Here is a 24,375-nt window from a genome sequence, read left to right as displayed (position 1 = left end):
CGAACCTCACCATTCCGTAAGGAGTTCACGTGCATCTGCGCAAGCGTGCGCTGGCCGTCGTGTTCGTGGCCACCGCGGCCTTCACCGCCCTCGGCGCGCAGGCGATGGCCGCGCCCATGCCCTGGGAGACCAGCGAGACCCCCACGGCCGTCACCCACAGCGACTCCACGGCGGCCCGCGAGAGCGGCACGATCACCGTGCGGTGCGCGCCCCCCTGCTATCAGTAGGCGGCCGTACCCTGAGCTTGTCCTTCAAGGTCTTCGTCGCCTCCCGGCCCCAGGGCCGCCTGCGGTTCGGCCCCGTCTGTCGGACCGCCTCGGTACGGTCGGTGCATGAGAGCTACGGCAACTTTCACCGTCAAAGCGTTCGTCCCGACCGAGCTGAAGCCCGAGCCTGCTGTGTCCACTGGGCTGCCGGTAGGTGTCGCGACGATGGAGAAACACTTCGAGGGAGAGGTCGTGGGGCGCTCGGCGACCCTGTTCACTGCCGCGTTCGACCAGTCGACCGGCGTCGGCACGTATGTGGCCATGGAGTCATTCGAAGGCTCGCTGCACGGACGGGAGGGGTGCTTCAACTTCGTGCACTCGGCGACAACAACCGGCAGCGACCGGACAGCGGAGTTCTTCACCATCGTGCCTTCGAGCGGCACCGGCGAGCTGACGGGGATCTCCGGGGCCGGAGGGATGGCCGTCGAGGCTGACGGCACGCATCGCATCTGGTTCGACTACCAGCTCGACTGAACGGGGGGCTTGTAGGCCTCCGACGAGGACCCGAACATGATCGCCCGAACGAGGCGTCCGGGGACGTGCAAACGGCCTTCGTCTGATCCAGTGCTCCACAAAAGACCATGTGCCGCGGTTGCGGCAGTTGCTGGCCGGGCTGCCGCGGTCCGAGGTCGCCGACGGCGCCTGGTCCCGGCGGTGGACGTCACCCACTGGCTCCGGCCGGACGCACCGACCAGTGCGGACCGATTGTGGCCGGACTTCGTCGTGCCAGATGCTGGACGCCCTGCGGCTCGACGTCGCGGAGACCACCGCGGCCAAGGTCCGCCGGGTAGTCGAGGACCTCATCGGCATGGGCCGCTGGAAGGCGGGCGACCGCGACGCGCAAGCGGGGTCTTGGCGCCGTGGAACTCACCGCCGCAAGGGGACACCCGCCCAAGCACGGCAAGGAATTCCGCTTCGCCGAGCCGGACACACCTGGGGTGAGCCTGATGCCGCGACGGCCCGGGTCACCGGCCGCTACGGCACCGCCTGCGCCACGGCCTGGGACCGCATCCCTCCTCGCCTTACCAGGCTCCGCATGGCCCCGCGAACTCCCTGTTGTGGAACGCACGTTGATCCGCCTGGATGTCGCCCACCTGCCCGGCGGACACGATCCACTTCCCGTTTGGCCGGCAGACCCCTTGACCATCGCCGAACGTGACCACGCCAGACCATGAAGATCAAGCAGAACGCCTGCCCCGGAACGCACACCGACAGCCTCACCGATCGAGTCGAGGAACGGGGCGCAGGGGTACTTCGGCACCTCATGGGTACGCGTGTGCGGCGCCCCCTTTGCAGGCGCACCTGTGGGCAGCACCTGGACAAGCAGTGGGAGATGACATGAGGCTCCGCCAGTCGGCTCTGGCGCCGTTCCGGTGTTCCGCACAAGTGCTGGGCGGGCGCTACCGCCTGGACGCGGTCATCGGCTCGGGCGGCGCCGGTGACGTCCACCGTGGCTTCGACCTGCGTCTGCGACGACCGGTGGCCGTCAAGGTCTTCCGCGTCGGCACCGGTGACGACAGGGAGGACGGCTTCCACAACGAGGCGGTGATCCTTGCCCGGTTGGGACACCCGGGCCTGGTCACCGTCTACGACGCCGGCCGGCACGACGGACGTGCCTACCTGGTGATGGAGCTGATCGACGGCCCTACGCTGAAGGCACGCATCACCGAGGGACCCCTGTCCCCCGGGGAGACCGCTGCCCTCGGGGCCGACCTCGCGCGTGCTCTGGCCCACGCGCACGACGCAGGCATCGTTCACCGCGACGTGAAACCGTCGAACATCATCCTGGACACGTCCGGCCGCCCCCACCTGACCGACTTCGGCATCTCCCGCCTGCTTGACGCCACCACCCGCACCACCACCGGCACGCTCATCGGCACGGCCGCCTACCTGTCTCCCGAGCAGGTGCTCGGCCAGTCCGTCGGCCCGTCAGCCGACGTCTACGCCCTCGGGCTGGTGCTCCTCGAATGCGTCACGAGCCGGCTCGAATACGACGGTGCTCCCCTGGAGGCCGCGATCGCGCGGCTCCACCGGCGGCCCGAACTGCCCGATTCCCTGCCGGAGGGGTTCGCGGCCCTGCTGGGTGACATGACCGCCCTGGAAGCGCAGGCCCGCCCGTCAGCCGACGACTGCGCCCGGACCCTGACCGCCCTGGCCGCCCTGGCCGAGTCGACCGGTCCCAGGCCCGTCCCACCCGCGGCCGACGTCACGAGCCTGGTTCCCGAGCAGGTACCGGCATGGGCCGACCTCACGCACCCGCATGCACCGCACGGCGCCGGAACGGTCGCACCGAAGGCCGCGTCCACGCGCGGACGCTACCTGGTCGCCGGCACGGCCGCCGCGCTGGCGGCTGCCATGGCCGCCACTGTCGCCGTATCCGACGGATCCGCGCACCACACAGCGACACGGGCGGTGAGCAGCCCCTCCGCGAAAGCCCACACGCCAGGCGCGTCCGTGCCCAGCGAAGCAGCGGGATCTAACCCTGCCGAGCCCGCCACCCGCGACGTCCCCGCCGGGCAGCTTCATGTCACCGGCCACGACCAAGCTTCGAGCCCCGCCTCCGCTGTGCCGAGCCGGACGCCCGCCACCGACACACCTACCCACGGCACCACGCCCCCGCCCGCTCACAGCACCGCACCGGTCACACCAAGCAGCGGAGTCGCGCGAACGTCCGAAACGGCGGCGCGTGGCAAGAGGGAAACGGAACCCTCCAGCGAGCGGCCCGACAAGTCCCGGAAGGCTGAAGAGGTACATCAGAAACTGCCCCGTAAGAAGAAAGAGGACTGAGAGCGGTTCGGTCAGTCGTTCGTCCGGTAGTTCATGAACCAGTGGGTGTCGAAATAGCGGGCCATCGTGAACGGGTGGTGCGGGTCGACGAGGATGCGGCAGACGAACTCCGCGGCCTGGCAGTCGAAGCGGACGTCCTGGCTGTCGAAGGACCGGACCACCACGGGCCAACGGTCGGGGTCGTCGCCGTCGGCCCTCCAGCAGTACAGGTCCTCGTGCTCCGTGCCCGCCCAGATGAGCAGCCCGTCCTCCCGGAGTCTCGTCCACGGCTCCTGGTTCAGGTCCAGGTTTCCATCGAAGGCGCCCACGCCGAACGTCTCGACCATGCGCTTGTAGTCGCTCGGCAGCACGGTGCCCAGACGTGACTCCACTTCCGCCCAGTCCACATCCGGCCGCCGGGCGGGATGCGTCCAGCCGGTGATCCGTATGAGCCGCTCCACCCAGTCGACGTCCTCGCCCTCGTCCGGAGCGACCGCCAAAGGCTCCGGCACCTCCCTGTGAGCGACCACCAGGACCGGCCGCTCGACCCCTTCGGCGTCTCGCGCCGTACCCGTGCCGACCCACTGGTCCCCGTACGCCCACGCCCGCATCGTCACGGCCCGGTCCGCGAAGGGAACCAGGAGAGCCGCGCCCCTGGAATCGTCGACCGTCGGATCGGTGAAACCGTCGAGGACGAGGGTGCGCGGGGCGCCGTACCTGTCGGCGAGCAGGTCGGCCAGGGCCTCCGGGTCCAGGTCGCCGGGCAGATACATGTGGTCGTCCCCCGGGCCGAGCCGGCCCAGCAGGTCGTTGACGGTCGATTGCGTGAGCTCCATGACGGACAGTGAAGCGCACGGCACTGACAATGGATGGGCTCGCCCTGATCTCCGGAACGCGGGTGCCATCATCACCGGGATCCCGGGTAGAGCCGCCGGTATGTGTTCGTGTGCCGACGCCTCGCCGTCCTGGAAAGGCCCGCCGCCCGCTGGGAGGTCGCGTGGGTGAGACCCTGGCGCTGGCCTCCGCCCTCTGCTTCGGCGTCACCCACTTCGCGAACGGGCTCGTCTCCCGCAGAGCCGACGGCATCACCGTGGCCCTGTACGCACAGCTCGCCGGGAGCGCCGTCGCGGTGTTGCCGGCGCTGTCGTCCTCCGGCGGCGTCGGCACGGCCGGTGATTACTGGTTCGGCGCGCTCTCGGGGGCCGGTACGGGCGTCGGGGTCGCGTTCCTGTACCGGGCGATGTCGCAGGGGCAGATGAGCGTCGTCGTACCGGTCAGTGACGTGGGGGCCGTCGCCCTCCCCGTCCTGGTGGGCGTGGCCTTCCTGGGTGAACGCCCGGCCGCTGCCGCCTGGGTCGGCATCGTGGCCGCCCTCCCCGCGCTGTGGCTCGTCACGCAGGCTTCTGGACCGGGCCGGGAGCGGGGAATCAACCTGCCAGTGACCGCTGGAGTACCCGCCGCGCTGGTCGCGAGCGCCGGGTTCGGCGTGCAGTTCCTGGCGATGGCGCAGGTGGGGGCGGACGGTGGCCTGTGGCCGGTCGTCGTCAGCCGGGTCGCGTCCGTGGTGGTGATCGCCGTCGTGCTCGTCCGGTACCGGTCTCCGGTGCGGATGCCTGGCCGGCTCGCGTCGGTGGCCGCCGTGGCCGGTGTGGTCGGCACGGTCGCCATCATCCTGTACCTCGACGCGACGCGGCACCAGTTGATGGCCGTGGCCACCGTGCTGTCCGCGCTCTACCCGGCCATCCCGGTGGTGCTGGCACTGGCCTTCCTGCACGAGCGGCTCACCCGCCGGCAGACCGCGGGACTGGTGTGCGCGGCCGCCGCCATCGCGCTCATCGCACTGCGCTGAACACGGCGGTCATGTGACGGTCCCGTGTACGAGTTGATCCAGACGATGCCGGCGTCGATGTGCTGGGCCATTGCCACCGGGGGGGTCCCGCGTCCAGACCGAGCCAGTCCGTAGCGCACGTCGGTGGCCATGCGCAGCGTTGTACTGAGAGGCCTCGCCGAGGCTCCGCGTGGCTGCGGCCAGGTCCGCGTCTGCCGCCACCACCACGGGTGCCCTTCCCTCTGCTGATGTTCCTGTGCGCAGTTCGTCGCGGTCACAGGACGTCGTAAGTCAGGTGTGTCGCGGTCGACGTCGAGGTCACGCTCCGCTGTGCCAGCGTGCGCGGCGCCCCGCCGGTGAACAGTGGTGTCCCGGCGCCCAGCACGACGGGCGCGAGGTGCAGCGTCAGCGCGTCGACCAGTCCGGCTTCGAGCGCCGAGCGGATCGTTGCGCCGCCGCCCATGAGGACGACGTCGAGGTCCTTGCCGCTGTCCGACGACGCCGCCTCGGCACGCTCGCGCGCGGTGGCGAGGGCGGCGCGCAGACCGGTGGTGACGAACGTCCAGTCGAGATCGGTGAGCCGTACCGACTTCGGCTCAGACCTCGTCACGACGACGAACGCGGGCTTGCCGACCTCGCCGGCGCCGTAGCCGGACGTGTCGTCCCAGCCGTACGGCCCGTCGACCACGTCGAAGAGCCGGCGGCCGAGGACGACGGCGCCCGACCGGGCGGTCCCTTCGCGCAGATACCTGCGGTCGTCGGGGTCATCGGAAAAGGCCCAGGTGTGCAGGGCCTCGCCGCCGGTGCCCAGTCCGTTGTCCGGGGCGGGGTCGGGGCCGGTGACGAAGCCGTCGAGGGAGACCGAGATGTCAGCGACGATGCGAGTCATGCCAGGGCAGACCCGATCCACTGCCCGAACTCATCGTTGGCGCGGAAGTGTGTGCCGGATGCGAGCCTGGTAGACCGTCTGCCGCGGCCTACGGATCGACCTTGGCATCAGACCTACCTGCGCGGGCCGGACGGCTCGGGAATGTCCGGTAGGCGGGTGCGGTTGTAGGAGGCGTGGTGGTGAAGGGGACAGTGTCCCCGGGCCTCACTTATTGCCTGCGGGGACGATCGTTCGGCTGAAGCCCCGCAGAGCCTTTCGCCGCGTAGGCGACCGCCCTTCACAACCACACGTTCCACGGGTTCAGCCCCGGCCGACGGACACGTCGGCCGGGGCTGTCTCGCGTCGGGGGCCAGGCGTGTCACCGCCGCCAGGGTCGTGGACGGTGAGGAGTACCAGGCACGCGACCCGGCGCCGGTTCGGTCCCGGACCCACGAAGTCAGGCCGTGGCCTCGACCAGTCGCTTCATGCCGGGCTGGTCGGTCACGCAGCCCACCAGGCCGAGCGTCCGGGCCAGCGTCAGGTCGCGCTCGTCGTTGACGGTCCAGGCCATCACGTCGATGCCGGCGGCGGCGCACTTCTCCACGATGGCCAGGTTCAGTTGGCGCAGATCCACGCTGACCAGGGTGGAACCCACCTTTTGGGCGCGGCCGACGAAGGTGTCGCGGTGCGCGCTGGCGCCTGCCACCAGCACGGTGCGGGCCTGCGGCAGCAGGTTGTGGATCTCGGTCAGGGCCACGTCGTGGAACGACAGCACCGAAACCCGGTCCAGCAGGTCGCGGTCGGCGATCACCTTGGCCAGCGACCGGGCGGCGGCCACGTCCTTGATCTCGGCCTGGATCGGCAGCGTCGGCCCGACGGCGTCCAGGACCTCCTCGAACGTGGGGATGCGCTCGCCGAGGCCGGCGTCGAGCTTCTTGAGCTCGCTCAACTCCTGGTCGGCGATGGGACCGGAGCCGTCCGTCGTGCGGTCCAGGGTGTCGTCGTGCATGACGACCAGCTCGCCGTCCCTGCTCAGGTGCAGGTCCAGTTCGATGCCGTCCAGACCCTCGCGTTCGGCCCGCAGAAAGGAGCGCAGGGTGTTCTCCGGCTCGGCGGCCATGACACCGCGGTGGCCGATGGTGAAGAAAGACACTCGGTTGCCCTCCCTGGGCGTGCTGTTCCGGTGCAGCCGCACGAGCGCCGTACCTCCCGCCGGGCGGCGGACGGCGGCCCGTCCGAGCGCCCAAGCCTAATTGGGGTCCCGTCCGGCCGCGCGCTCGGCCCGCCTTGACCACGCCGGAGCACGCGTCAAGGCAGGACGGGGGCATGGGACGCCGCTCGCGAGGAGCAGTGGCCATGCGCGGACCGTGCCGTCCCGTCACACCGTGATCACCTCACTGCACTCGCGTGTTCGATTTTCTGTTCGATAATGTGAGTGGTGGGAGGTGAGCACCGTGAACGACGACGGAAAGTCGGTCTCGACCGCGCTGGCGACGGTGATGCATGTGCGCTGCCCGGACCGGCTGCCGGAGGAGAGCTACCGGCGGGTACTGGAACTGCTGGCCGATCTGTCCCCGGTCGTGCAGGCGCTGCCGCCGTCCGCGGCCCTGGCCGAGCTGAAAGGCGCCCTGCGCTACCACGGCACGGACGCGGCTCACCTGGGCGAAATCCTGCGCGTGCGGACCCTCTCGCACCTCGGGGTCGACGTCCGGGTGGGGATCGGGCCCACGATCACCGTCGCGGCCACCGCCTCCGCCCAGATCAACGGTCCAGGCGGCGTCCTCGCCATCGCCCCTGAACAGATCTCCGACTGGCTCGCTCCGCTGCCGGTGGAGGCCCTGCACGGTATCGGCCCCCGCCAGGCGGCCGTGCTCCGCGACTACGGCATCCACTCGGTCGGCCTGCTCGCCGCTGTCTCCCCGGCCACCGTGCAGCGTCTGCTGGGGAAGAAGGCCGGCCGGCTCGCCGCCGACCGCGTCCGCGGCATCGACCCCCGCCCCGTCGTCCCCCGGGCCCTGCCGGCCTCCGCCGCAGTACGCCATCGCTTCACGAGCCACACCCTGGACGGCGCCGCCGTGCGGGCCGCCCTGCTCGACCTCGTCGTCCAGCTCGGCGTCCGGCTGCGCCATCGCGGCCAGGCCGCCCGCGCCCTCACCCTGACCCTGCGCTTCGCGGGCGGCACCGCTTGGGAGAAGACCCGCCGTCTGCCCGAACCCTCCGCCCACGACGAGGATCTGCGCGCCGTCGCCTACCAGTTGATGGACGCCGCCGGCCTGCAACGCGCCCGCCTGACCGGGATCGGCTTGCGGGCCGAGGACCTCGTCGATGCAGGTCAGGTCGCCGAGCAGATCAGCCTGGACGGCGCCCGGGAGTCCCGCCTGGCCGCCGAGCAGGCCATGGACCGCATCCGCGACAAGTTCGGCCCCGCATCCATCGGGCCGGCCACCGTCCTGCCCTTGCGCCCGGCCTCATGAACGCTCTCTTGGGGAGGCGAGACGGCGCGAGCGCGGCCCCGGACGCCCCGGAGCCGCACCGGCCACACCTGACCGCCTCCGGCCGTTACCACCTGCTGCTCGAATCCGGCGGCCGGCCGGTACAGCACGGCTGGTGGGAGCGCGAGGAGGTGGCACGGGACAAGTTCCGCCGCTGGGTAGGGGAGTACGGAAGCATGCCCGGCGCCCGCCTCACCCTCACGGACGAGCAGTCGGTCGAACCGCTGGCTGTCTGGCCCGACCAGCCATAGACCGGGACCCCGCTATGCGGCAGCCGGCCATCCTGGTCGTGCCGGCTCCTGCCCTGGCGCCCAAGACGGTTGTCACTGCCCCATGTTGAGGTTGTCAGCACCGTCGTGGGACACGCTGGGTGAGCGGGTCTTGCTGGTCGCCGTGCATTACCTCGCACGAATTTCACCATGCGGCAGCTCGCCCCGCTCTTGTCCAGGCCCGGACCGTCCGTCTGCCGCTATACGTCGAGTTGGTATTGGTGTGTCGTGTGGGTGGGTGTGTAGCCGAGACTGTCGTTGATCCGTCTCATGTGCGTGTTGCTGTCGGCGGTGTCGGTCAGGAGGCCGCCGAGGTCTGGATGACGCACATGGGCGTGTCGGATCGACTCGGCCTTCATCCATCGGCCGAGGCCGTGTCCACGGTGTTCGGGCAGTACGCCGGTGCCGTAGTGCTGGCCGTCACCTTTGCCGTCGCCGGGGACGACCAGCTCGGTGAACCCGGCGATCGACCCGTCGGCGTCGACGGCGACGACGGTGTGCAGGTGGTCGCCGCGCTGTTCGACGGCCTTCGCCGCGGCCCGGACACGGTCCACGTCCCAGGTCACCGTGCCGTGGTCGGCGTCATCCATAGGCATGTCGTCCATGGCGCGACGCGAGGCGGCGAACGTCTCGGCGAGGCTGTCCGGCACGGTTCCGTGCCATGACGTAAGCCGGTAACCGGGATGCGGACTCTCGATGATGCGGACGAGGGCGGTGGTGTCCACATCGGCCAGTGACAAGCGGGAGAACCTCAGGGTGAGGACCTTGCGGAAACCGCGCGTCGGCAGGAAGTGGTCGCCCGGCGAGCCGGCCTCGGCCTGCGCGATGACGCGGCGTCGGGCATGGGCCCGGGCAGCAGCCACGGCGGCGCCGACGAGCCGGGAACCGACGCCCTTGCGTCGTTCCGTGGGATGGACACCGAGGGTCAGCTCGGCCAGGTGCTCCTGTGCGGGATGGGCGAACAGCCGCAGGAAGGCTGTCCCGACAGGGATGGAATCGGCGTCGGACGCCAGCCATGCCAGACGCCGGCTGTTCGGCCCGTCAGCGGGGTCGGTCAGTGGGGTGATGCGAAGCGACAAGGTGTCTCCGTCGTGAGGAGGTGGCAAAGGTCGGTGCGCGGGCTCAATCGCTGGGCACTCCTGCACATGTGCGCCACACCTCCTCCTCGTCGACGGCGCCGGTCCCGAACAACATCGGACGGCTGGGAGAAGCTAGCTGACCCTCGGCTCCCCGGCAAAGGGTTAACGAGCAGCCGGTGCGAGCTTGCGGTCACAGCCATTCGCTGACGGCCGCGACCAGCTCGGTTGCCGCGCAGCGGACCGCGAGTTTGCCGCCCCTCGTGGCCAGGGCCCGGTGGCACCTGAGGCGATTGATGCCGCACTCGACCGCGTGCCGGTCCCGGTAGTCGATTTCGTCTGCCAGTCCGTCTTGACGCTGACCGAGGTCCAACGGTGACAGGCCGTCCTACAGGGGCCGGGCGTCAGTTGTCGGCCGGGCTCCCATCCTCAATCGCGGCTGAAGGCGTAGGCGCGCTCCACCCGCGCGACTTCCACGCTGTACGAGGAGTACCAGCGTTCACGTCCGAGTCGCTGTGCCTCGAGATGTTCGGGATGAGCCTTCCACGCCGCTATCGATGCCTCGTCTGCGTAGTAGATGACGACGAGGTCCCGGCCGTCCTCGTCCGTCAGCGACTCGCGGCCGAGATAGCCGGGCTGCGTTTCACCGAGTTCGGCCATGCGCTCACTCATGGCTGCGTAGCCCTCGAGGTCCGCTGCCGGCCGGGTGGTGATGATCACTGCGTAGTACGGCGGTTCGGGGCGGACGAACGAGGTTGTCATGCGGAGCCCTCCGTCGGTAAGGAGCGTACGGCGCCAAGGCTACTGACGTGATTCTTCGGTGGCTACCGCGTTGGACGACGAGCAGTCGGTGGAACGTCGGGAGCGGATCGGGGTGCCGGCGATGACGGCAGACGTCCGCGCCCGGCGACGTCGGCCGTATACGGCCCTCGACCCGGAGCGCGCCGTCAGGAGGCTGCGGCGCGCGCGGTGTTCCAGCTGGCCAGGATCGGCAGGACGCGGGCGGTGTGAGAGTCGGGCTGGGCCGTGTAGACGACGAGCCGCTGGTCCGGCTCGTGCGGCGCGCAGACGATCTCGATGTCGAAGGACAGCGGGCCGGCCGTGGGGTGCTGGATGTGCTTGGCCACCGACGTGTAGTCACGGACTGTGTGGTCGTCCCACCAGCGGGCGACATCGTCGTCGCCGGAGCGCAGCTCGGCCATGAGTGCCGCCAGACGGTTGTCGTGCGGGCGGCGAGCGGTCTCCCGGCGCATCGTGGCGACGGTGGCCGAGGCGAACTCCGCCCAGTTCACGATCCGTTCGCGGGCGGCGGGGTCCTGGAACATGTAGCGGACGAACGACGTCCCGGGCTCCAGCGGACGGCCGAGCACCTCTGTCAGCAGGGCGTTGCGGGCCAGGACCGTGCCGCGGTGCCCCAGGAGCAGCACCGGGACGTGGTCGAGGGTGTGCATCAGCCGCAGCAGCCCGGGATCGGGGCGCTGCATCGCGTGCGCGGTCGTCGCGGCGCGGTGCCGCGGCGTGGGCGCGGCGAGGTCGCGCAGATGAGCGTGCTCGACCTCGTCCAGGCGCAGTGCCCGGGCCAACGCGTCCAGCACCTCGTCGGAGATGTTGGCCTGGCGTCCCTGTTCCAGCCGGCTGTAGTAGTCCGGGCTCAGGCCGGCCAGCACGGCCAGTTCCTCCCGGCGCAGCCCCGGCACCCGTCTGGCCCCGGGAAAGGGTTCGATGCCCGCCTGGGAGGGGGTGAGGCGGTCCCGACGGGAGCGGAGGAACGCACCGAGTGCGGCGCGGTCGCGTGACATGCCTCCAGGGTAGGCGGCCCGTCGGCGCCCTGGGTGGTCCTGCCGTGCCCAGGTACGTCCTGACCTGGCCCGATGCCCTCGGGCCGACCTACAACGGGACCCATGACTTCCCTTCACACACATCACACGAAGATCGGCACCCCCCTCGCCCCCGGCTCCCGGCTGACCGGCCGTACCGCCGTCGTCACCGGCTCGACCAGCGGGATCGGCGAGGCGATCGCCCGCGTACTGGCCGGAGAGGGCGCCCACGTCGTCGTCAGCGGCCGGCAGGCGGCCCAGGGGCAGCGGATCGTCGAGGAGATCAGGCAGGCCGGCGGGCGTGCCGACTTCGTCGCGGCGGACCTGGCAGGCAGCTACGAAGAGCTCCGCGCCTTCGCCGCACAGGCCACGGGCGCGCTCGGCGGACGCGTCGACATCCTGGTCAACAACGCGGGCATCTACCCGGCCACGCTGACCGAGGACCTGCCGGATGCGGACCTGGACGCCATGCTCGCCGTCAACGTACGGGCCCCTCACGTCCTGGTCGCCGCGATGGCGCCGGCCATGGCCGAGCGGGGCCACGGCGCCATCGTCACCATCGGTTCCTGGATGGCCCGGCTCGGCAGCCCTTACGCCGCGATGTACTCCGCGACCAAGGCCGCTGACGAGCAGCTCACCCGCAGCTGGGCCGCGGAGTACGGGCCCCGCGGTGTGCGGGTGAACACCGTCGCGCCCGGGGCTACCCTCACGCCGGGCAACGAGGAAGCCCGCGCGCAGCTCGACGCGATGACCGCGACCACGCCGGCGGGGGTGGTCGTACGGCCGGACGACATCGCCAAGGGCGTCCTGTACCTCGTCAGTGACGACGCCGCCATGGTGCACGGCGTCACGCTCAACGTGGACGGCGGCCTCACCGCCACCCGCCTGGCCTGACCGGCACCCGTCCCGACCAGCCTCCGGCCTGGCCGCCTCCGCCGGGGGCGGTCAGGCCGGAGGCTCACCTACGACCCGTACCACCTGCCGACCGTGCGATCCGGCGACTGCCGGAGCTTGCTTCGTCCGGGGCAGGTGCTGTCCGTGCCATACAACCGCAGCACATCGAAAGCGACGAAGTGGGCCGGACACTCCTCGGCCTCCCGGGCCGCCCTGGCACCACGCCGGGCCAGCCGGTCCTGCGGCCGCTCGAAGTCCGGCCGACCCGTGGCGTCCCGGACGACCGGCTTGCCGCCCAGCGCGGTCGCGTCCGGTAGCTGCACGGTCCTGGCCACGACCCCGGCAAGGACACGGGTGCTGCTCCGGGTCGCACCGATCTTCGGACGGCGGGTGAAGATTTGATCATTTCTAGACTGCTCGGAGCGAAAAGCGTGAAGACCGGCTGCGTATTGTCGTCCACGCGTCCAACGGCGGGGGGCCGTGCGACGGCGTGGCGTGGCGGGGGGCCTGCGCAGTGTTCCGGCGCCAGGTGCTCACCGGATGTGATTCCGCTCGACCGCACAGCCCCAACGCTGGAACTCGGACGCGTTGTCGGGTGTGAGAGGCGCGCCCGTCCGAGACAGGAGCCGTAATGGCACTGAAGATACCGAGACCGCGGGCCACCGTTGCCGTGTGCGCGGCAGCAACGGTGACCGCACTCACGGTGGGCGCCGCTCTGCCCGCCACCGCCGCGGGATACACGGCGTCGGCCGGCCCGTTCGGTCCCGGCGTCAGCCTGACCGGCGCCGACGGCCAACAGAGCCTGATCGACGTCAAAGTGGCCGGGAACGGCACGGCCTTCGCCCTGTGGCGCGACAAAGCGGCCGGCTCCACCACCTGGGACGTCCAGGCCGCCGTCAGGCCCTCGGGCAGCGACACCTGGTCCGCTCCCCACTCCCTGTTCGCGAGTGATGACGCCACCGCCCCGGCCGTGCTGACCGTGACCGCCGACGGGCGCGCCGAGGCGGCCTGGACGACCGGCAGCGGCAACGACGGCTCGCTGGCCGCCGTCTCGGCCGGCTGGGACCCGGCGACGGGCCGGTGGTCGGAACCGATCACGCTCACGGCCTACGCCGGCCTGGACCTGTCGATGCCCCAGCTCGCCTCGGCGGCGGACGGCACCGTCACCGCCGTATGGGCCCAGGGCGACGGATTCTGGAACTACGAGGCGATGACCGCCACGCTCACCCCAGGCGCGACCGCCTGGTCGGCGCCTCACCGTCTGGGGTCCTTCTCCAACGGAGCCATCGAGCAGTTCGCGGTCGCTGTGGCCCCCGACGGAGCGGCCACCGCGGTCTGGGACGCCTTCGACAGGACCGATGACTCCCACGTTCTCTCCACCGTGACCCGTGCCGCTGCCGGCGCAGCGTGGAGCAGCCCAGCCGCCGTACCGGGCACGGACGCCAAGTCGACCGATGTGCAGGTGTCCATGGCCGCCAAGGGCACCACCACCGTGCTGTGGCAGAGCGCCTCGGCCGACGGGATCGAGAGGCTGAAGTCGATCAGCAGGCCTTCGCCGACGGGCAGTTGGGGACCCGTCCAGACCGCCGTGCCGGTCATCCAGGACAACGACGACAGCGGCCCGCTCACGGCCCCCAACGGCGACGTCACATACGTGTGGGCGGGCTGGACCGGCAGCGCCGGCATGCCGGTCGTGCAGGCCGTCACCCGAAGCGCGAGCACGGGCACCTGGTCCGCGCCGCGAACGCTGTCCACCGGCTACGTCGACTGGCAGGTCGACGCGTCCATCGGCGCGGACGGGACCGTACAGGTCGTGTGGCCGCAGACACCCGGCATCGACAACGGCAACGATTTCTACCTGGAGTGGGCCGTCCGGGCCGATGGCGCATGGAGCAAGGCCACCGCACTCGACACCACGCCGGTCGCCGACGTGCCCGACATGACCGCCCTGACGGGCGAAGTGGCGGCAGGACCGGACGGCCGGGCCACCGTGCTGGGACGGACGGCCGTCTACGCCCCCGGTTCCTCCGACCGCTACACCTCCCAGGTGTGGAGCAGATCGCAGTCCCTGCTGACCAAGCCGAACATCACCAAGAAGGCCACGGTGTCCGGGACCATCCGTACCGGTTCCAAGGTCACGTGCTCCGCGGCCTGGTCCGGCTACAACGCGACCGGCGTGTGGTCATGGCTGCGTGACGGCAAGACCATCTCCGGCGCCACCGGCAAGACCCGCACCCTCAGCTCGGACGACTACACCCACAAGATCGCGTGCAGGATCACGGTCACCAACGGCGCCGGTTCGGTCAACTCGACGGCACCAGCCGTCACGGTCGCCATCGGCCCTCCCCTCAAGGCGACCAAGGCCCCCTCCCTCAGCGGCACCGCCAAGGTCGGTCACACGCTGACGGCCGCACACGGCACCTGGTCTCCGACGGCCACGTCGTACTCCTACTCCTGGAAACGCAACGGCAAGGCCATCACCGGGGCCACCAAGCCCACTTACGTCCTGGTGAAGGCCGACAAGGGCCAGAAGGTCGCCGTGACGGTGACCGCCCACCGCTACGGCTGGACCGGCGGATCGGCATCCACCGCGTCTGTCGCGGTGCACTGAGGGAACACGCGCGTATGGGCCGGCCGGCTGAGCTCGCCTCACTTTCGGCGCGTGACTGACCGGCTATCGCCCGGACAGCACATCACCTCTGCAGCAGGCGGCGGTGGGCCGACCCGCCCGCCGCATCCTGGCCCGTCATCGCCCAGCACACCTTGGCCGTCAGCCCACCCGTGCCGGGATCGACCGCGCCGGCACGGGCGGCGCCTGGCTGCTGCCGACGGACCTCGACGCCTCCGCCCGCCCTGGGGGAGCCTGGATCATCCGCAGCGGAGCCAGTGCGTAGTGGCGGGCCTGCCATCGAGTGGGCCCTCGGCGGCGAGCGCCATCAGTGGGCGGGCCAGACACTGATCCGTGGGACCTGGACGGCAGACAGCTTCCCGCTGCTCTCGGCGCGAGGTCGACACCGCTGTCTTCCGAGTAGTTCGCCACGGTCGGGTTCGGGGAAAACGCCGAGTCCTCGAACCCCTGGCCTCGGATCTCCGCGGCGGCCGCCTACTGGTAGCAGGGGCTGCCGCACAGCACGGTGACCGTGCCGCTGCTGCCGCCGGCTGTCGTGGAGGTGGTGCCGTGGCTACTGGTCACGGGGACCTGGCTCGTCTCCCAAGGCATGGGGGCGGCCATGGCCTGTGGAGCGAGGGCGGTGAAAGCCGCGGTGGCCACGAACACGGCGGCGACCGCTCGCTTGCGCAGACGCATCTGTACTCCTTGATCGACGATCGGCCAGTGAGGGTTCGCTGCCGGAGCGCTGCCCGGACAGGCCGCCACTGCTGGTTGCCAGCTTCAAGGTTCGGGCAGCCCCAAGCCAGGTTCGCCGGGGAAATGCGGCGCATCTCCATACGATCAGCGCGAATGGCGAACTGCATTCCGGGCAGGTCGACGGCGCCTTCAAGGTGTCCCGTTGCTGGTGGTGATCAGGTGGCCGGCGACTGCCGGGCACGGGAAAGGGCGTGGCCGGCGGCACGGTGTTGCCGTGAGCGACCCCACCAGGCAACCGCACCCGGTGCGCGTGGGCACCGGGACGGCCCTGTTGGAAGCCGCAGTCGCTGACGTGTTCCCGCCCTGCCCTCCTTGAGCCCGGGTGGGAGCCCAGGCCGGCCCCTGTCCGGAGCGTGGTCGTCAGCCGGCCGTCAGGACCTCGACGCCGAGCTCCCTGACCTGTTCGACGACCGTGTCGTGGGGGTCGGCGTCGGTGATCAGGCCGCTGACCTTCTCCCAGGACAGGACGCGGAACCGCGAGGCCGTGCCGATCTTCTCCGACGAGGCGAGGATGTACGTGTCCGCGGCCCGAGCGGCCAGGGCCCGTTTCATGGCGGCCTCCTCGGCGTCGCCGGTGGTCAGACCTGCCTCGGGGTGGACGCCGGTGACGCCGAGGAGACAGAGGTCGGCGGAGACGTTCTGCGCCGCCTCGACAGCGGCCGCACCGCAGGCGACCGCCGAGTGCTTGAAGACACGGCCGCCGAGCAGGAAGAGCTCCGCCAGCGGATGGTCGAGCAGCGCCGCGGCGATCGTCGGACTGTGGGTGATCACGGTGCATGCGAGATCGTGCGGAAGTGCGCGCGCGACTTCGAGTGCGGTGGTGCCGCCGTCGAGGATCAGCGCACCGCCCGACCGCACCAGCCCGGCGGCGACCGACGCGACCTTCCGCTTGCCGTCCGGCGCCACGGTCTGCCGGGCGGCGTAGTCCACAACGGCCGGCGAAACAGGCAGCGCCCCGCCGTAAACGCGCTGGCAGAGGCCTTCGGCGGCGAGGTCGCGCAGATCGCGCCGCACGCTGTCCTCGGAGATGCCCAGTCGGGCGGCGACGTCCTTGGCGACGATCTTCCCCTCGCGGGCGAGCAGACCGAGCAGATGGTCGCGCCGTTCAGCAGCCAGCATGCACACTCTCTCCTGTTCTTGCACGTTTGTGCATGTAGTGTAGCCGTCATGACCGACAAGCCGATGCTGATCCTCATCGCCGGGCCGTACCGCTCCGGGACCGACGGCGACACGCAGGCCATGGCCGCGAACCTGGCCCGCCTCGAAGCCGCCGCCTGGCCCGTGTTCGCCGCCGGGCACCTCCCGGTGATCGGGGAGTGGATCGCCCTGCCCGTCCTCCGCTCCGCCGGCGCGGGTCCCACGGACCGGTTGGCCGACGAGGTGCTCTACCCGACCGCCGACCGCCTGCTCACCCACTGCGACGCCGTGCTCAGGCTCCCCGGCGACTCCACCGGGGCCGACCAGGATGTCGCCACCGCCCTCCGTCGCGGCCTGCCCGTCTACCACCACGTCGACGAGATCCCGCGCCGCACCCCGCAGGAACCCGCGTGACCGTCCGCCCCGGCATGGACATCCCCGACCACCGTGGCCGCACCGGACTCGACCAGGCCGGACGCGACCTGCACCGCAACCCCGACGTCGTGGTCCGCGATGTCGAGCTGACCTCCCAGGGCTGGCACGTCCTGCGCCGCACCACCTTCGACTACCGTCGCCGTGACGGACGTTGGGAGACCCAGCAGCGCGAGACCTACGACCGCGGCAACGGCGCCGTCGTCCTGCCCTACGACACCGCACGCGGTTGCGTCCTGCTCACCCGCCAGTTCCGCTACCCGGCCTACGTCAACGACCACCCCGACGGCATGCTCGTCGAAGCCGCCGCAGGACTGCTCGACGCGGACGACCCGCCCACCGCCATCCGCCGGGAGAGCACCGAGGAACTCGGCGTCACCCTGGGCCCGCTCACCCACGTCCTCGACGCCTACATGAGCCCCGGCTCCGTCACCGAGCGCCTCCACTTCTTCGCCGCTCCCTACACCCCGGCCGACCGGACCGGAACCGGCGGCGGACTGGAGGAGGACGGCGAGGATATCGAGGTCTTCGAACTGTCCTTCGCCGACGCCCTCGCCATGACCCGCGACGGACGCATCGTCGACGGCAAGACCATCCTGCTCCTGCAATGGGCAGCTCTCCACGGCCCGTTCGCTCCCGAGGCGCAGCGGTGACGGCCGCTCGGGCCGCGGGGTGGGAGGCCACCACGCACCTGCGTCCGGGCCACTCCCGAGGTATCGGCAACCGACCGGAACACCCCAGCCGATCGCGCGCCGCCCGGGGGAGGCCGCAGGCTCAGGGCACTGCTCCCGGCCGCCGCGTGTCCCCGGCCACGTGGGAACGCGGCCTGGCGACCGTGGTGGCCCTGCCCACCTGCTGGGCAGGGGCCGCGGTGGGTGGGCGGCGCCGGTGGCGCCGAGCCGTCCGCCGCCCGTCGTGGCCGGTGCCCTTACCATCGGCGTTACGGTGGGCGATCCGCGCCCGCACCCCGATGCGGCCCTGGGCGGCCGGGCGCTGCCGAGGCGCGCGTTTACGGCATGCGGCGTAACGCAGCGGACGGTGGCTGCGCCCCTGCGGCGCGGGGGCTCGTGGAGGTCTTCACCGCTGTGCACGTCTCACCTCCGCGGCTGCCGGTGTACGGCTCGCTGACGAGGTGGTCGTCGACTGGCCGCACCGGCATCTGCGCTCGGCGGCCGACGCGGGCGCCCTGGACGCCCGCACCGTGGTCTGCGTCCTGACAACGCAACGCCAATCGACCTGCCGCCGTCGGAGCTCGCGTTTCTCTGCCCGTCGGCTCCGTCGGGGCCATGGAACATCAGTGCGCTCGCCGCGGCGAGTCGGGACGGGCACCCCGTACGCCCGACGGTCCGATCCACACTTTGGAGCCTGCGGCGGCTCCGTCCCCTAGGTTTCACCCCATGGCCTCATCCGTCGATCCTGAACACCGAGTTGCCGAGGGGCGGCCGCGTCTGGTGACCCGCCCGCTGCTGTTGCGCTTTGTGACGGTCATCGGTTCCTCTGCGAGCTTCTACCTGATGCTGTCGGTCGTCCCGGCGTACGCGCAGAGTGTTCCAGGCGGGGGTAGCGACAAGGCGGGTCTGGTCACCGGTGCGCTGATGCTGGCCACAGTGGCCGGGGAGCTGATGGCCCCATGGCTGGCAGCACGCTGTGGCCACCGCGTGCTACTGGGGGCGGGGTTGTTGCTGCTGGGCGCTCCCGCACTGGTCCTGACCGCGTCGCAGAGCATGGGGTGGATCGTGGGGGTGTGCCTTGTCCGGGGGCTCGGCTTCGCGTTCACTCTGGTGGCGGGTGGGGCGCTGACGGCGTCGCTGATCCCGCCCGAACGCCGTGGGGAAGGGCTGGCCCTGATCGGCGTCATGGCCGGTGTGCCGTCGCTGGTGGGCCTGCCGCTCGGGGCCTGGCTGGCGTTGCACACGGGGTACGGGCCCGTCTGCGTGGTAGCGGCACTGATCGCCCTGGGCTCCATCGCCGCCGTTCCGGGCCTGCCCGGCCGGGAAGCGGCGGCGGGACCGCCCTTGGGGATCTTCGCAGCGGCCCGTTCCGGCACCCTCGGCCGTCCCACTGCCGTGTTCGCGGTGACGGCGGTGGGCGCGGGGATCGTCGTCACCTTTCTGCCACTGGCCGTGGCGCCCGGTCACTCCGGCGTGGTCGCCGCAGCGCTCTTCGTGCAACCGGCCGTCGCGACCGCATCCCGCTGGTCGGCCGGTCGGCGGGCCGACCGCCGTGGAGCCGCCGGACTGGTTGTGCCCGGGCTGGTCGCCTCAGCCGCCGGCATTCTCGTCGTTGCCCTCACAGCCGTCCCCGTCGCAGTCGTCGCCGGTGTGGCCGTGTTCGGGGCCGGCTTCGGCATCACCCAGAGCGCAACCCTCACGTTGATGTACTCACGGGTGCCGGCCTCCGGGTACGGGACGGTGAGCGCCCTGTGGAATGTCGCCTACGACGCGGGCATGGGCATCGGCGCGGTCGGCTTCGGCGCGATGGCCGGCTTGACCGGCTACCCCTGCGCGTTCGTCCTGACCGCGCTCATGATGCTGACAGCTGTCGTCCCGGCCTGGTGGGACCGAAAGACAACACGCAAGCAAGACGTGACGACCAGGGAGGACCGGGCAGTGACTGCGGAGGGGCAACAGTGAGGGGACTGTTCCGAAAACGGGGGAGAGTTGGCCGACCAACAGGACGACTCAAGCCTGCGTCCTCGTCCTGATCGGCGTGCACGCCGACGGCTCGCAGAAGCCGGTCGGGCTCAGGGACGGCTGCCGCGAGTCCGCCGAGTCATGGGCCGACTTGATTCTGAGGCGCCGAAGACAAACAGCAGGCTCCGGCAATGCAGCTGTGACAGCCTGCGGGCATGTCGGAGCTGCGGGTCCATGCGGGCCGTCACTACGCCATCCAGTTCCCCTACGCGTTGCCGGACGACGCCTGGTGCGTGGAGCTGAGCGAGGCCGTCCCGGCGCCGGCCGCCTGGCGCGAGATCCCTGACGCGGCTACGCACCTGCCCGGGGCCGCCTTCCTGGTGGCGATGATTCCCGACGAGGACCCGGACCGGGAGCCGACCGTCCACGTCCACAGCCACGATGAGCACGTCATCCCCTACGAGATCATGCGCTGGTTCATGGAACAGGTGGCCGAACAGGTCGACCGCTGCCGCATCGCGTTCGAGCAGGGAGAACCTGAAGCAGTGGAATGATCATGGGGTGGCTGGTGTGAGCACGGCGTCGGAGCCCTCCTGGACGGGGAGGGCGTATCCCCGGTAGGCAGTCACACTGCGGTAACCCGCCCTCTTGTTCGGGTTCTCCAAGTCCGCCAGTCGCAGGTCGGCCCAGCAGACGGCACAGTGCGTCGGCGACACGTACGGTCCGGCCGTATTCGGCGCCCATATCCGCCACGGTGGCCGAGGTGCCGGTGGGCTCCCGACGGTGCCGACGCAGTTCGGCGGAACGGAAGCGCAGGGCCGGGCTGAGCCGGCTGAGCCCTTCAGCGGGTCGAGTCGACGAATTCCTGGGTGCCGACGACCGTGAGCAGGTCGAGCAGACTGGCGCTGTCCGTGCCGACCGCGGGGGTGAACCAGAGCAGTCGTTGCCGCCCGTCCTCACTGAACAGGGTGAGGCAGTTGACCTCGATCAGGCCGAGCGTGGGGTGGTTGAGGCGCTTGCGGTCATCTCGCCGGAACGCCACGTCGTGGTCGGCCCACAGGGCGGCGAACTCGGAAGAGAAGTCGAGCAGCGCACCGATCATCGAGCGGGCTTCGACGTCCTTCGCGTCCCGCCTGGCGGCGGCTGCTCTCAGGTCGGCGACGAAGGCCCGGGACTGGGCCTCGTGGTCGGCTTCGGGGTAGAGCTGCCGGGCTTTGGGGTCGGTGAACCAGCGGTGGATGAAGCTGGCCCGGGCACCCCGGAAGCCGGACTGGTCTCCGAGCAGGGCCACCGCGAGTGGATTCTGCACCAGGGTGACGTGCAGGTCGGTGATGACCTGCGCCGGTGTCGAGGTCAGACGTTGAAGCAGGTCGAACATGCCGGGGTGGACATGGGACGCGGCCCCGCCCGGCACGGGCACCGGGCGACCGGCCAGATGGTAGAGGTGGTCGCGTTCGTCGGCGCTCAGCCGGAGCGCCCTGGCCAGGGCGGCGATCATCTGCTCCGACGGCTGGGATCCGGCTCCGCGCTCCAGCTCGTTGTAGTAGTCCACCGACGCCCCGGCGAGCTGGGCCACCTCGTCACGCCGCAGCCCGGGGACCCGGCGGCGGGGACCGGTGGGGAGGCCCACCTCGGCCGGGCGGATGCGTTCACGGCGCGAACGCAGAAAAGACCCCAGTTCGGTGTATTTCGCAGAACCCATGGGCCCCATTGTGCGCCAGCCCGGGGCGCGGACACAGGGGATGAGATCCCCTGGTTGCGCTGGTCAGGAGCGCTCACCCTGGAGACATGAACGCAAGTCCTTCCACTCGGCCGTCATCGGCCACGCGGGTCGCCGTCGTCACCGGCGGATCACGCGGCATCGGCCGGGCGATTTCCAGGGAACTGGCGCAGGACGGTCTGGCCGTCGTGGTGAACTACGCCCGTGACGCGACTGCCGCCGAGGAGACGGTGGCAGCGATCACCGCCGGCGGCGGGCAGGCGATCGCCGTCCAGGGCGACGTCGCCGACGAAGACGCGGTCGACGCGCTGTTCCGCCGGGCGGAAGAGGAGTTCGGCGGCGTGGACGCCGTCGTCAACTCCGCGGGCAGACTCGCTCTGTCCCCCATTGCCGAGCTCGATCTGGGGGTCCTCGACGCGGTGCACCGCACCAACATCCGCGGCACCTTCGTAGTCGCCCAGCAGGCCGCACGGCGGCTTCGGGCGGGCGGCTCGTTCGTAGCGTTGTCGACCTCCGTGATCGGTACGCAATTCCCCGCTTACGGGGCATATGCGGCGAGCAAGGGTGCTGTCGAGGCGATGACGCTGGTCCTCGCCCGCGAGCTGCGCGGTCGTGACATCACCGTGAACACCGTCGCCCCCGGTCCCACGGCCACGGATCTGTTCCTCGAAGGCAAGAGTGACGAGGAGGTCGACCGGCTCGCCAAGGCCCCGCCGCTGGAGAGGCTGGGGACCCCGCAGGACATCGCCCACGTGGTGGCCTTCCTCACCAGTCCGCAAGGCCACTGGGTGAACGGGCAGATCCTGCGCGCCAATGGAGGCCTGGTGTGACGGCACAGGCAAGCGTCGTCGTCACGGACGCCTCCAGCGGCTCCGGGAACCTCACCGCTTGAGCCCTGCCGAGGCCAGGCATTCACCGCCGCTCCACTCGCCGTGGCCCACGCCGGCTCGCTTGCCGACACCACCCGCGCCGCGGCGTACGAAGAGCCCTGCACCCGGCTCGGAGAGACGATGACCGAGGCCGTCGGCGCTCGCTTCCCGCACGGACGCCATGCCTCCGATCCGCACACCCCGCGCGCCAGCCCCTGACCACTCACCACATCCGAGGAACGGCCGCCGGCCGCACATTCCTCGACCAGATACTTCCCAGTTCGCGGAAGAAGCCAATCCAAGGAGAAGCACAGTGCCTTTCGCTCATTTCAAGGTCCCTGCCGGCACCATCACCGCCGAGGACAAGAAGAAGATCATCGAGCGCACCACCGACCTGTACGCCGAAATCTACGGTGAGCGGGCCCGCCCCACCACCGTCGTCCTCGTCGACGAGGTCGTCGACGGCGGCTGGGGCGTCGGCGGCAACGTTCTGACGGCCGCCATGCTCAACGGCGACGCCTGAGTACGACCACCCGTACGGGCCGGCGCCGCGCTGCCGGGCCCGTACGGGTGGCAAGGCCTGCGCCGACCGCCCCGCCGTGGCCCCGGCCCGCGGCGCGGACGGGGCCGGGGCGCCGCTGTGGATCAGGCCGGAGTGACCTCGACCGGCAGCTTCTTGATGCCGTTGACGAAGTTGGAGCGGACCCGCGGGACGTCGCCGGCCAGCTTGATGTCCGCCAGACGAGGGATCAGCTCCTCGAACATGATGCGGATCTCCGTGCGCGCCAGCAGGTTGCCCAGGCACAGGTGGGGGCTGCCCTTGCCGAACGTGATGTGGTCGTTGTTCTGCCGGGTGACGTCGAAGTCGTAGGGGTTGCCGAAGACCTCCTCGTCGCGGTTGCCGGAGGCGAACCACATGACGACCTTGTCGCCCTCCTTGATCCGCTTGCCGCCCAGTTCGACATCGCGCGTGGCGGTGCGGCGGAAGTGGTAGACGGGGGAGGCCCAGCGCAGGAACTCCTCCACCGCCGTCGGGATGAGGGAGGGGTCCTCCTGGAGGCGGGCGAGCTGTTCGGGGTGCTGGATGAGGGCCAGCATGGAGTGGGTGATGGTGTGGCGGGTGGTCTCGTTGCCGGCGACGACCAGGAGCAGGAAGTAGTTGTCGAAGTCCTGCGCGGAGAGGGGAACGCCGTCGCGGGGGGTCTCGTTGACCAGCTTGGAGATCAGGTCGGTGCCGGTGCCGCCGCGTCGCTGCCGGGCCAGCTCGCGGCCGTAGGCGAAGACCTCCAGGGAGGCGGGGGAGCGGAAGGGCAGGTCGCGGTACTTCTCGCTCTCCTCGCTGTGCAGCAGGACGTCCGCGTAGTCGGGGTCGGTGTTGCCGATGATGCGGTTGCCCCAGTCGATGAGCTGCTGGTTGTCCTCCGGGGGCACGTCCAGGAGCCGGGCGAGGACGTTGATGGGGAAGTCGGCGGAGACCTCCTTGACGAAGTCGAAGGTGCCCTTGGCGAGGGCCGCGTCCAGGGTGGTCGCGGTCAGGCCGCGCAGGAAGTCGGCGTAGCTGTTGATGACGCTCGCGCCGAACTGCCGCTGGAGCAGGCTGCGCAGGGCGCGGTGGCGGACCCCGTCCAGCTCCAGGATGGAGGCGCGCTTCTTGATCTGGTCGTCGTCGACCTCTTCGAGGTTGACGAACCTCGTCGAGGTGAAGGTCTCCGCGTCCCGGTCGACGCGGGCGATGTCGGCGTGCCGGGTGAGGGCCCAGAAACCGGAGTTGGGCGCCTCCTCGGGCTGCCAGTGGACGGGGTCCTCGTGGCGCAGGGTGTGGAACATGCGCCACGGGGTGACGCCGTCGGTGAAGTTGTCGAGGTTCGCGAGGTCGACGTCGGCCAGCGGCAGCGGCTCGGGTACGGCGTCGGTCAGGGGCCGGGCGGTGGTGGTCATGCG

Annotated in this window: 25 protein-coding genes and 1 pseudogene; 15 read left to right on the top strand and 11 right to left on the bottom strand. The window is 70.7% G+C overall.

What is annotated here, in order from left to right; all coding sequences use genetic code 11:
• Window positions 1–29 precede the first annotated feature (29 nt).
• From OO52_RS24950 to OO52_RS24940, 4 genes and pseudogenes are all read left to right on the top strand, one after another.
• A complete protein-coding gene (locus OO52_RS24950; protein WP_030645998.1) occupies window positions 30–227 on the top strand; it encodes a hypothetical protein in 198 nt (65 codons plus the stop codon).
• A gap of 105 nt (window positions 228–332) precedes the next feature.
• The gene (locus OO52_RS24945; RefSeq protein WP_030645997.1) at window positions 333–740 is read left to right on the top strand and encodes a DUF3224 domain-containing protein; all 408 of its coding nucleotides are present in this window, start codon (window positions 333–335) and stop codon (window positions 738–740) included.
• Between the two features lie 109 nt (window positions 741–849).
• Window positions 850–1,393: pseudogene (locus OO52_RS54255) on the top strand (NF041680 family putative transposase); the annotation flags it as partial.
• Between the two features lie 211 nt (window positions 1,394–1,604).
• Window positions 1,605–3,053, top strand: coding sequence for a serine/threonine-protein kinase (locus OO52_RS24940; RefSeq protein ID WP_078877313.1), 1,449 nt, complete (start codon window positions 1,605–1,607; stop codon window positions 3,051–3,053).
• An 11-nt stretch (window positions 3,054–3,064) separates the two neighbouring features.
• Here OO52_RS24940 and OO52_RS24935 read toward each other — a convergent pair whose 3' ends face one another.
• On the bottom strand, window positions 3,065–3,868 hold the full coding sequence (locus OO52_RS24935; RefSeq protein ID WP_030645993.1) for an SMI1/KNR4 family protein: 804 nt from the start codon (window positions 3,866–3,868) through the stop codon (window positions 3,065–3,067).
• A gap of 161 nt (window positions 3,869–4,029) precedes the next feature.
• On the opposite strand from OO52_RS24935, the gene OO52_RS24930 reads away from it, so the two are divergent.
• Window positions 4,030–4,881, top strand: a complete 852-nt coding sequence (locus OO52_RS24930; protein WP_030645991.1) for an EamA family transporter — start codon at window positions 4,030–4,032, stop codon at window positions 4,879–4,881.
• 253 nt (window positions 4,882–5,134) lie between these two features.
• On the opposite strand, the gene OO52_RS24925 is transcribed toward OO52_RS24930, so the two are convergent.
• Together OO52_RS24925 and OO52_RS24920 are read right to left on the bottom strand one after the other, a co-directional pair.
• Window positions 5,135–5,749 carry a dihydrofolate reductase family protein gene (locus OO52_RS24925; RefSeq protein WP_030645989.1) on the bottom strand — a complete coding sequence of 205 codons (615 nt, stop codon included), beginning with the start codon at window positions 5,747–5,749 and terminating at the stop codon, window positions 5,135–5,137.
• 436 nt (window positions 5,750–6,185) lie between these two features.
• The gene (locus OO52_RS24920) at window positions 6,186–6,881 is read right to left on the bottom strand and encodes a glycerophosphodiester phosphodiesterase (RefSeq protein WP_030645987.1); all 696 of its coding nucleotides are present in this window, start codon (window positions 6,879–6,881) and stop codon (window positions 6,186–6,188) included.
• A gap of 301 nt (window positions 6,882–7,182) precedes the next feature.
• Here OO52_RS24920 and OO52_RS24915 point away from each other — a divergent pair, with 301 nt between their 5' ends.
• Entirely contained in the window at window positions 7,183–8,202 is a 1,020-nt protein-coding gene (locus OO52_RS24915; RefSeq protein WP_030645985.1) for a DNA polymerase Y family protein, read from the top strand.
• Window positions 8,199–8,471, top strand: coding sequence for a hypothetical protein (locus OO52_RS24910; RefSeq protein ID WP_158712555.1), 273 nt, complete (start codon window positions 8,199–8,201; stop codon window positions 8,469–8,471). The genes OO52_RS24915 and OO52_RS24910 overlap by 4 nt, the downstream gene beginning before the upstream one ends.
• A gap of 218 nt (window positions 8,472–8,689) precedes the next feature.
• Here the strand turns inward: OO52_RS24910 and OO52_RS24905 are convergent, their stop codons facing one another.
• From OO52_RS24905 to OO52_RS24890, 3 genes are all read right to left on the bottom strand, one after another.
• Window positions 8,690–9,568 (bottom strand): GNAT family N-acetyltransferase, encoded by an 879-nt coding sequence (locus tag OO52_RS24905; protein WP_030645981.1) that lies wholly within the window; start codon window positions 9,566–9,568, stop codon window positions 8,690–8,692.
• Between the two features lie 426 nt (window positions 9,569–9,994).
• Window positions 9,995–10,327: an antibiotic biosynthesis monooxygenase family protein gene (locus OO52_RS24895; RefSeq protein ID WP_030645977.1), complete on the bottom strand. Its 333-nt coding sequence runs from the start codon at window positions 10,325–10,327 to the stop codon at window positions 9,995–9,997.
• A gap of 185 nt (window positions 10,328–10,512) precedes the next feature.
• Window positions 10,513–11,364 carry a helix-turn-helix domain-containing protein gene (locus OO52_RS24890; protein ID WP_030645975.1) on the bottom strand — a complete coding sequence of 284 codons (852 nt, stop codon included), beginning with the start codon at window positions 11,362–11,364 and terminating at the stop codon, window positions 10,513–10,515.
• A 102-nt stretch (window positions 11,365–11,466) separates the two neighbouring features.
• Between OO52_RS24890 and OO52_RS24885 the strand changes: the two genes are divergently transcribed.
• Window positions 11,467–12,276 carry an SDR family NAD(P)-dependent oxidoreductase gene (locus OO52_RS24885; protein ID WP_030645973.1) on the top strand — a complete coding sequence of 270 codons (810 nt, stop codon included), beginning with the start codon at window positions 11,467–11,469 and terminating at the stop codon, window positions 12,274–12,276.
• 68 nt (window positions 12,277–12,344) lie between these two features.
• On the opposite strand, the gene OO52_RS24880 is transcribed toward OO52_RS24885, so the two are convergent.
• On the bottom strand, window positions 12,345–12,611 hold the full coding sequence (locus OO52_RS24880; protein ID WP_030645970.1) for a hypothetical protein: 267 nt from the start codon (window positions 12,609–12,611) through the stop codon (window positions 12,345–12,347).
• A 296-nt stretch (window positions 12,612–12,907) separates the two neighbouring features.
• On the opposite strand from OO52_RS24880, the gene OO52_RS24875 reads away from it, so the two are divergent.
• Window positions 12,908–14,887, top strand: a complete 1,980-nt coding sequence (locus OO52_RS24875) for a hypothetical protein (RefSeq protein ID WP_030645968.1) — start codon at window positions 12,908–12,910, stop codon at window positions 14,885–14,887.
• Between the two features lie 492 nt (window positions 14,888–15,379).
• Here the strand turns inward: OO52_RS24875 and OO52_RS24870 are convergent, their stop codons facing one another.
• A complete protein-coding gene (locus tag OO52_RS24870; protein WP_030645966.1) occupies window positions 15,380–15,583 on the bottom strand; it encodes a hypothetical protein in 204 nt (67 codons plus the stop codon).
• Window positions 15,584–16,003: 420 nt separating this feature from the next.
• Window positions 16,004–16,762, bottom strand: a complete 759-nt coding sequence (locus OO52_RS24865) for a DeoR/GlpR family DNA-binding transcription regulator (protein WP_030645964.1) — start codon at window positions 16,760–16,762, stop codon at window positions 16,004–16,006.
• A gap of 48 nt (window positions 16,763–16,810) precedes the next feature.
• Here OO52_RS24865 and OO52_RS24860 point away from each other — a divergent pair, with 48 nt between their 5' ends.
• From OO52_RS24860 to OO52_RS24845, 4 genes are all read left to right on the top strand, one after another.
• On the top strand, window positions 16,811–17,194 hold the full coding sequence (locus tag OO52_RS24860) for a hypothetical protein (protein WP_030645962.1): 384 nt from the start codon (window positions 16,811–16,813) through the stop codon (window positions 17,192–17,194).
• A complete protein-coding gene (locus OO52_RS24855; protein ID WP_106972051.1) occupies window positions 17,191–17,865 on the top strand; it encodes an NUDIX domain-containing protein in 675 nt (224 codons plus the stop codon). The genes OO52_RS24860 and OO52_RS24855 overlap by 4 nt, the downstream gene beginning before the upstream one ends.
• Window positions 17,866–18,609: 744 nt before the next feature.
• Window positions 18,610–19,845, top strand: coding sequence for an MFS transporter (locus tag OO52_RS24850; RefSeq protein ID WP_051818485.1), 1,236 nt, complete (start codon window positions 18,610–18,612; stop codon window positions 19,843–19,845).
• Between the two features lie 215 nt (window positions 19,846–20,060).
• Window positions 20,061–20,399: a hypothetical protein gene (locus OO52_RS24845; RefSeq protein WP_030645955.1), complete on the top strand. Its 339-nt coding sequence runs from the start codon at window positions 20,061–20,063 to the stop codon at window positions 20,397–20,399.
• Between the two features lie 287 nt (window positions 20,400–20,686).
• Here the strand turns inward: OO52_RS24845 and OO52_RS24840 are convergent, their stop codons facing one another.
• On the bottom strand, window positions 20,687–21,556 hold the full coding sequence (locus tag OO52_RS24840; protein WP_030645952.1) for a helix-turn-helix transcriptional regulator: 870 nt from the start codon (window positions 21,554–21,556) through the stop codon (window positions 20,687–20,689).
• A gap of 77 nt (window positions 21,557–21,633) precedes the next feature.
• On the opposite strand from OO52_RS24840, the gene OO52_RS24835 reads away from it, so the two are divergent.
• Together OO52_RS24835 and OO52_RS24830 are read left to right on the top strand one after the other, a co-directional pair.
• The gene (locus OO52_RS24835; protein ID WP_030645950.1) at window positions 21,634–22,395 is read left to right on the top strand and encodes an SDR family oxidoreductase; all 762 of its coding nucleotides are present in this window, start codon (window positions 21,634–21,636) and stop codon (window positions 22,393–22,395) included.
• 352 nt (window positions 22,396–22,747) lie between these two features.
• Window positions 22,748–22,957 carry a tautomerase family protein gene (locus OO52_RS24830; RefSeq protein ID WP_030645948.1) on the top strand — a complete coding sequence of 70 codons (210 nt, stop codon included), beginning with the start codon at window positions 22,748–22,750 and terminating at the stop codon, window positions 22,955–22,957.
• 122 nt (window positions 22,958–23,079) lie between these two features.
• Here OO52_RS24830 and OO52_RS24825 read toward each other — a convergent pair whose 3' ends face one another.
• Window positions 23,080–24,372 carry a cytochrome P450 gene (locus OO52_RS24825; protein ID WP_030645946.1) on the bottom strand — a complete coding sequence of 431 codons (1,293 nt, stop codon included), beginning with the start codon at window positions 24,370–24,372 and terminating at the stop codon, window positions 23,080–23,082.
• Window positions 24,373–24,375: the final 3 nt, after the last annotated feature.

Source organism: Streptomyces flaveolus (assembly GCF_000716535.1).
Taxonomy (GTDB): Bacteria; Actinomycetota; Actinomycetes; order Streptomycetales; family Streptomycetaceae; genus Streptomyces; species Streptomyces flaveolus_A.
This window is presented reverse-complemented; position numbering and strand designations above follow the sequence as displayed.